The sequence below is a fragment of the Cereibacter johrii genome (genome assembly GCF_001720585.1).
In the GTDB taxonomy this organism is placed as follows: domain Bacteria; phylum Pseudomonadota; class Alphaproteobacteria; order Rhodobacterales; family Rhodobacteraceae; genus Cereibacter_A; species Cereibacter_A johrii.
The window spans coordinates 1-5,745 of the sequence record NZ_MABH01000202.1 but is presented as its reverse complement, the minus strand read 5'-3'; the positions used below and the strand labels follow the sequence as shown (position 1 = coordinate 5,745).

At 72.0% G+C, this 5,745-nt stretch carries 7 protein-coding genes and 1 pseudogene; 5 read left to right on the top strand and 3 right to left on the bottom strand.

What is annotated here, in order from left to right:
• Window positions 1–176, top strand: a pseudogene (locus A9O63_RS23670) (DUF2076 domain-containing protein); the annotation flags it as partial.
• A gap of 243 nt (window positions 177–419) precedes the next feature.
• Window positions 420–1,016, top strand: coding sequence for an eCIS core domain-containing protein (locus A9O63_RS17860; protein WP_069333127.1), 597 nt, complete (start codon window positions 420–422; stop codon window positions 1,014–1,016).
• A gap of 55 nt (window positions 1,017–1,071) precedes the next feature.
• On the opposite strand, the gene A9O63_RS17855 is transcribed toward A9O63_RS17860, so the two are convergent.
• Entirely contained in the window at window positions 1,072–1,410 is a 339-nt protein-coding gene (locus A9O63_RS17855; RefSeq protein WP_069333126.1) for a zinc ribbon domain-containing protein YjdM, read from the bottom strand.
• 188 nt (window positions 1,411–1,598) lie between these two features.
• Between A9O63_RS17855 and A9O63_RS17850 the strand changes: the two genes are divergently transcribed.
• The 3 genes from A9O63_RS17850 to A9O63_RS17840 all read left to right on the top strand — a co-directional run bounded on the left by A9O63_RS17850 (window position 1,599) and on the right by A9O63_RS17840 (window position 4,205).
• Window positions 1,599–1,991: a GFA family protein gene (locus A9O63_RS17850; protein WP_069333125.1), complete on the top strand. Its 393-nt coding sequence runs from the start codon at window positions 1,599–1,601 to the stop codon at window positions 1,989–1,991.
• Between the two features lie 241 nt (window positions 1,992–2,232).
• On the top strand, window positions 2,233–2,892 hold the full coding sequence (locus tag A9O63_RS17845) for a response regulator transcription factor (RefSeq protein WP_069333124.1): 660 nt from the start codon (window positions 2,233–2,235) through the stop codon (window positions 2,890–2,892).
• Window positions 2,889–4,205 (top strand): histidine kinase dimerization/phospho-acceptor domain-containing protein, encoded by a 1,317-nt coding sequence (locus A9O63_RS17840; RefSeq protein WP_069333123.1) that lies wholly within the window; start codon window positions 2,889–2,891, stop codon window positions 4,203–4,205. Before A9O63_RS17845 ends, A9O63_RS17840 begins: the two co-directional genes overlap by 4 nt.
• Here the strand turns inward: A9O63_RS17840 and A9O63_RS17835 are convergent.
• Together A9O63_RS17835 and A9O63_RS17830 are read right to left on the bottom strand one after the other, a co-directional pair.
• Entirely contained in the window at window positions 4,187–4,567 is a 381-nt protein-coding gene (locus A9O63_RS17835) for a diacylglycerol kinase (RefSeq protein ID WP_069333122.1), read from the bottom strand. The genes A9O63_RS17840 and A9O63_RS17835 overlap by 19 nt on opposite strands.
• A gap of 11 nt (window positions 4,568–4,578) precedes the next feature.
• The coding region (locus tag A9O63_RS17830; protein ID WP_069333121.1) for a phosphoethanolamine transferase at window positions 4,579–5,745 on the bottom strand (1,167 nt) is incomplete at its 5' end.

Below are 5,745 nucleotides of genomic sequence, written 5' to 3'. Positions count from 1 at the left end.
GCGGCGGCTTCCTCGCCGGTGCGGCGCAGACCGCGATGGGCGTGGCGGGCGGCGTGCTGCTGGCCAATGCGGTGGGCAGCATGTTCGCGGGCGAGGCCGAGGCGGCCGAACCCGAGCCGGAGCCGGAAGAGGACATGGGCTTCGACGACGGGGGCTTCGACGACAGCGAATTCTGAGCTGCGCCCTCCGCGGGGCGTCGGGGCGCGGCCGGACCTCCGGCCGCGCCTTTTCCTTCAAGCCAGCCGACCTGCCTCCCCGTCGATCCCGCGCAGACGGGCCCGCCCGGATGCCGCAGGAGGGGCCGCGCACGCAAGCGTGACGGCGCGGCCGGGCGGTGGCGTTGACAGCCCCCTCGCCTGCCCGGACAGTCGGGGGCCGGGCGCAGGCCGCCCTCGCCCATGCCCAAGCCGGAGCATCCGATGCGCGCCCTTGCCCTTCCCTTGGCCCTGCTTCTGGCGCTTGCGCCGCAGCCCGCCCCCGCCGAGGGGCCGGCGACCGATCCGCTGACCGCCGCCAACAGCTACGGGCGCGCGCTGGCGATCCTCGGCCAGCAGCAGGCGGTGGCGATGCTGGCCGCCGCCATCGAGGAGTCGCGGCGTCAGGCGCTGGCCGAGGGCACTGCGCCGATCCCCGAGGCGATCCGGGCGCGCCTCTCGGGCCATGTGCCTGCCCAGGATCTCGAGTTGGTGCGCTGGCGGGTGGGCGGCGGGACCGACCTGTCGCTGCAGCGCAATGCGATCCTGCACGGCAATGCCTCGGCGATCACGCTGGGCGAGGTGGTGGTCTTCGCCGACGAGGGCGACGCCTTGGCAAATGCCTCGCTCTGGGTCCACGAGCTGCGCCATGTGGGCCAGTATCGGGAATGGGGCGTGACCGGCTTCGCCCGCCGGTATCTCGCCGACCATCAGGCGGTCGAAGCCGATGCGGTGGCCTTTGCCGCGGCCTTCGCGGGCGGGCTTCCGCCTCTCACCCTGCCCGACCGCGCCCGGCTCGCACCGCCCCGCGCGCCGTGGTGAGGGCCGAGGGATCGCGCTTGTTGCAGCCTTCCGTCTCGTTCGGGCCAGGCCCGGCTCAGTCCGTGACCTTCTTCACGAACTGCGACTTCAGTCCGATCTGGCCGATGCCGGGGATCTTGCAGTCGATGTCGTGATCGCCCGCCACGAGGCGGATGCCGCGCACCTTGGTGCCCACCTTGATGACCGAGGAGGAGCCCTTCAGCTTCAGGTCCTTGATGACCGTGACGGTATCGCCGTCGGCCAGCGGATTTCCTACGCTGTCGCGGACCTGCGCCTCGGCGCCGGTCGCCTCGGGCGACCATTCGTGCCCGCATTCCGGGCAGGCGAGAAGCGCATCAGCCTGATAGGTGAAGCTCGAGGAACATTCGGGGCAAGGCGGCAGCGTGTCTGTCATGACGCGCCTATAGACCCGCGCCGGCCGCCTGACCAGAGCCCCTCGCGCCGCAGGGTGAGATGGCGCCTCCGGGCGCGCTCGCGACCGGCATCGCCACATGGCGCCCTCTGCCACCCCGGCGGCCGGTCTGCCTCTGTGCAGGACGGAGCCCCCGCTCTATCTTCCGTCCGACGCTGGGAGGTAGCGACATGGATCAGGTCACGGGCGGCTGCCGCTGCGGAGAGGTGCGCTTCATTGCGCGAGGGCAGCCCTATCGCGTGGGCCTCTGCCACTGCCTCGACTGTCGGAAGCAGCATGGCGCGCTGTTCCATGCCTCCGCGATCTTCCCGTCCTCCGCCGTCTCGGTCGAGGGCACGCCTTCGGACTACAAGGGCCGCGCCTTCTGCCCGCGCTGCGGCTCGCAGCTCTTCGGCCGCTCGGAGGACGAGATCGAGATCAACCTCGGCGCCCTCGACGCCCCGGATCTCTTCCGACCCACCTACGAGCTCTGGACGATCCGGCGCGAAAGCTGGTTGCCGCCCTTCCCGCTGGCCCATCGCTACGAGCGCGACCGCCCCACCGCAGGCCGGCACGAGGAGTGAGCCCCCGCGCGACGGCCAAAGGGGCGCGACCGGCCTGAGCGCCGGGCGGCCGGTCTTCCCCCCTTGCGCGACAGGCGCCGGTTGCTCCAGTGCCGCCGGGCGCGGCGGCATCGCAGCGCCCGGCCTGCCTGCCGCGAGAGGCCGGAGCGGCGGGCCGGCACCGCCTTCGCAGGCGGAACGTGCCCCTCCCCTTGACGCAGGCAACGCCTCGGCCCACCTAGGCGGAGCGAAGGAGGACGGGATGCGTATCCTGCTCGTCGAGGATGACCCCGGCCTGGGCGGGGCCATCCGCGACCAGATCAGCGCCGAGGGCCACGCGGCAGACTGGATGACGGGCGTCGAGGATGCCCGGGCCTCGGTCGCGACCACGTCCTACGATCTGGTGCTGCTCGACCTGAACCTCCCCGACGGGAGCGGGCTCGACTTCCTGCGCGGGCTCCGCGCGAGGAAGGAGACCATGCCGGTCATCATCCTCACGGCGCGCGACCGGGTGACGGAGCGGATCGCGGGGCTGAATGCCGGCGCCGACGATTACATGGTCAAGCCCTTCGACCTTTCCGAACTGTCCGCACGGATCGGTGCCGTCTCGCGGCGCTATGCCGGCAATCCCAGCCCGCGCCTCGCGCTCGGACCGCTGGAGATCGACATCGCCGACCGGCGGATCGACGGGCCCGAGGGCGAGGTGACGCTCTCGCAGCGAGAATGGGCGATCTTCGAGGCGCTCGTGAAGCGGCCGGGATCGGTCGTCTCGAAGACCCAGCTCGAGGAAACGCTCTACGCCTTCGATGCCGAGGTCGAAAGCAACACGATCGAGGTCTATGTCAGCCGCCTGCGCAAGAAGCTCGGGCGCGACCGGATCGAGACGCGGCGCGGCATGGGCTACCGGCTGGGGCGGGAATGAGCCGACCGCGCAGCCTGCGGCGCGACCTCGCGCTGGGGCTGTCGGGCGCGATCGTCCTCCTCTGGACGGTGGCCACCCTGTCGGCCGCCTATGTGGTGCGCGAGGAGATGGACGAGACCTTCGACAGCGCGCTTCAGGAGACGGCCGAGCGTCTGCTGCCGCTGGCGCTGTCGGGCGGGCCCGACGACACGGCCCCGGCGCCGCGCCGGATCGCCCGCGCGGGCGAGCATGGCGAAAACCTCACCTGGGTGGTGCGGGATGCGGAAGGGACGGTGCGGCTCTGGTCGCCCGACGCCCGGGCCGAGACCTTCGCCCGGCCCGTGCCGGCCGGCTTCTCCACCGCCGGGCGTCACCGCTTCTACGCCGTCTCGGATCTCAGCGGACGCTGGACGCTCTCCATCGCCGAGCCGCTCTCGAACCGGCGAGAGGCGGTGCGCGAGACGCTGGTGGCCTTCGTGGCGCCGATGCTGCTCCTGCTGCCGCTGATCCCGGCGCTCGTGGTCTGGCGCACGCGGGCTTCTCTCGCGCGGCTGGGCGATCTCTCGCGCGAGGTGCAGGGGCGCGACGAGACCGACCTCAGGCCTCTGGCCACGCAGGGGTTGCAGGTCGAGCTCTTGCCGCTCCGCGACGCGGTCGACCGGCTGATGGCCCGGCTCGGGCGCGCCATCGCCGCCGAGCGCGGCTTTACCGCGAATGCCGCGCATGAGCTCCGCACGCCCATGGCCGCGGCGCTGGCTCAGGCCCAGCGGCTGATTGCCGAGGCGCCCGAGGCGCTGCGGCCGCGGGCAGAACGCCTCGAGCAGGAGCTGAAGCGGCTTGCGCGATTGGCCGCCAAGCTCCTCGACCTGTCGCGCGCCGAGGGAGCCGCGGTTCTGGCAGAGACGCCGCAGGATCTGGCGCCGATCCTCGAAATCGTGGTCGACGAGGCCCGCGAGGGGCCGGAGGGCCATCGGCTGCGCCACGAGATCGGCGCGCTCGAGGCCCGGATGGATCCCGACGCCTTCGCCATCCTCGCGCGGAACCTGATCGAGAATGCGCTGCGGCACGGCGAGGGCGCGGTCGAGGTGACGCTGGGACAGGAGGGGCTGCGGGTGACGAACGGCGGGCCGGCGCTGGCGCCGGACCTGCTCGCGCGCATCCCGCAGCGCTTTGCCCGGGGCACCGGCACGCAGGAAGGGTCGGGGCTGGGCCTCGCCATCGCCGCGGGCATCACCCGGGGCGCGGGCTGGCGCCTCGCGCTGGCCTCTCCGATCCCCGGCCGCCCTGACGGTTTCGAAGCGCGCGCGATCCCGCCTCAGCCGAGGATCGCGTAGGCGACGAAGGCCACGTTCGCCAGAATGAGGCAGAGCACGGCGAGCGAGCCCAGATCCTTGGCATCGCGCGCGAATTCCGCCCAGCCGGGCGCGAGGTGATCGACCACCACCTCGATCGCCGTGTTCAGCGCCTCGGCCGCCACCAGCAGCAGGAAGAGCACCGCGGCCCCGAGGATTTCGGGAAGGGTAGCGCGCCCGGCGAGCAGCAGCGCCAGCCCCGCGGCCCCGCCGGCCAGCTCGTGCCGGAAGGCCGTCTCCTGCAGCAGCCGCCGCAGGCCGGCCGTCGAATGACGGGCCGCGGCGAGGAGATGGCGGGCGCCCCGAGCCTGCGGGGGCCGGGGCAGATCGGTGCGGTCGGTCATGGAGCGGGCCCTCAGGAAGCGGAAGCGCGGCAGGCCGAGACACGGTCGAGACCTGTGTCGCGCACCTCGGTGAGGATGTCCATCAGCCCGAGCATCGAATGGAACAGGTTGTCATGGCTCGCAGGCTCGGCCGCCTGTGCCTGAAGGCAGCCCGCATCCAGATGCAGGGCGGACCGGAAGGCCTCGGAGAGCCACATCACCATCGGCACATGGGTCTGCGTGTCCGGCGCCATGAAACGCGGCGCCCCATGCAGATAGAGCCCGTTCTCGCCCAGCGACTCGCCATGGTCCGAGACATAGACCAGCGCCGGGATCACGCGGTCCTGCGCGGCCATCCGGTCGATCATCGCCGCCAGGATATGGTCGGTGAAGGCCAGACTGTTGTCATAGGCGTTGCGGATCTCCTCGTCCGTGCAGCGCGAGAATTCCGCGCTCTGACAGGCGGGCGAGAAGCGCTCGAAAGCCTTGGGATAGCGCAGGTGATAAGCGGGCCCGTGGCTGCCGATCTGATGCAGCACGAGCACCGTGTCGTCCTTCATGCTGGCGAGCGTCCGGTCGAGGAGCGGCAGGAAGGCCGCATCGGGGCATTCGCCCTCGCCGCAGGCTTCGACCGTCGCGGGCACCCGCGCCGAGGGCAGGCGCGCCGCGATGTCCTTGTCGCCCGTGTTGTTGTCCCACCATTCGACCGCCACACCCGCATGGGCCAGCACGTCGAGCAGGTTCTCGCGCGCGAGGCCCTTCTCGTGGCTGTAGCCCCTGCGCGTGAGGTTCGAGAACATGCAGGGCATCGACACGGCGGTGGCCGTGCCGCAGCTCTCGACGTTGGAGAAATTCACCACGCCGCGGGCGCGCAGCTCGGGCGTCGTGTCGCGCTCGTAGCCGTTCAGCCCCCAGTTCTGCGCCCGCGCGGTCTCGCCCACCACGAGGACGGTCAGCACGGGCTTCGGCGCCGCCGCGAGGAGCGGTCCCTTCCGCGCATCGGTGCCGAGCGCCGCCGCCGTCAGATCATGGGTGCGCAAGCGCAGCCGGGCATAGCGCAGCGCCGAGCCGAGCGGCATCGCGGGCTGCCAGGCCGACACCAGCTCCTTGTGCTCGCGCAGGACCGCCGAGAGGGTCTTGAAGTCGGCCATCACGAGCCCCGCGCCGATGGCCAGCGCCGCGACCGCCGAAAGCCCGCT

Coding starts and splice junctions, on each gene's coding strand:
- A9O63_RS17860 (WP_069333127.1), top strand. CDS start 420: ATGCGCGCCCTTGCCCTTCCCTTGGCCCTGCTTCTGGCGCTTGCGCCG.
- A9O63_RS17855 (WP_069333126.1), bottom strand. CDS start 1,410: ATGACAGACACGCTGCCGCCTTGCCCCGAATGTTCCTCGAGCTTCACC.
- A9O63_RS17850 (WP_069333125.1), top strand. CDS start 1,599: ATGGATCAGGTCACGGGCGGCTGCCGCTGCGGAGAGGTGCGCTTCATT.
- A9O63_RS17845 (WP_069333124.1), top strand. CDS start 2,233: ATGCGTATCCTGCTCGTCGAGGATGACCCCGGCCTGGGCGGGGCCATC.
- A9O63_RS17840 (WP_069333123.1), top strand. CDS start 2,889: ATGAGCCGACCGCGCAGCCTGCGGCGCGACCTCGCGCTGGGGCTGTCG.
- A9O63_RS17835 (WP_069333122.1), bottom strand. CDS start 4,567: ATGACCGACCGCACCGATCTGCCCCGGCCCCCGCAGGCTCGGGGCGCC.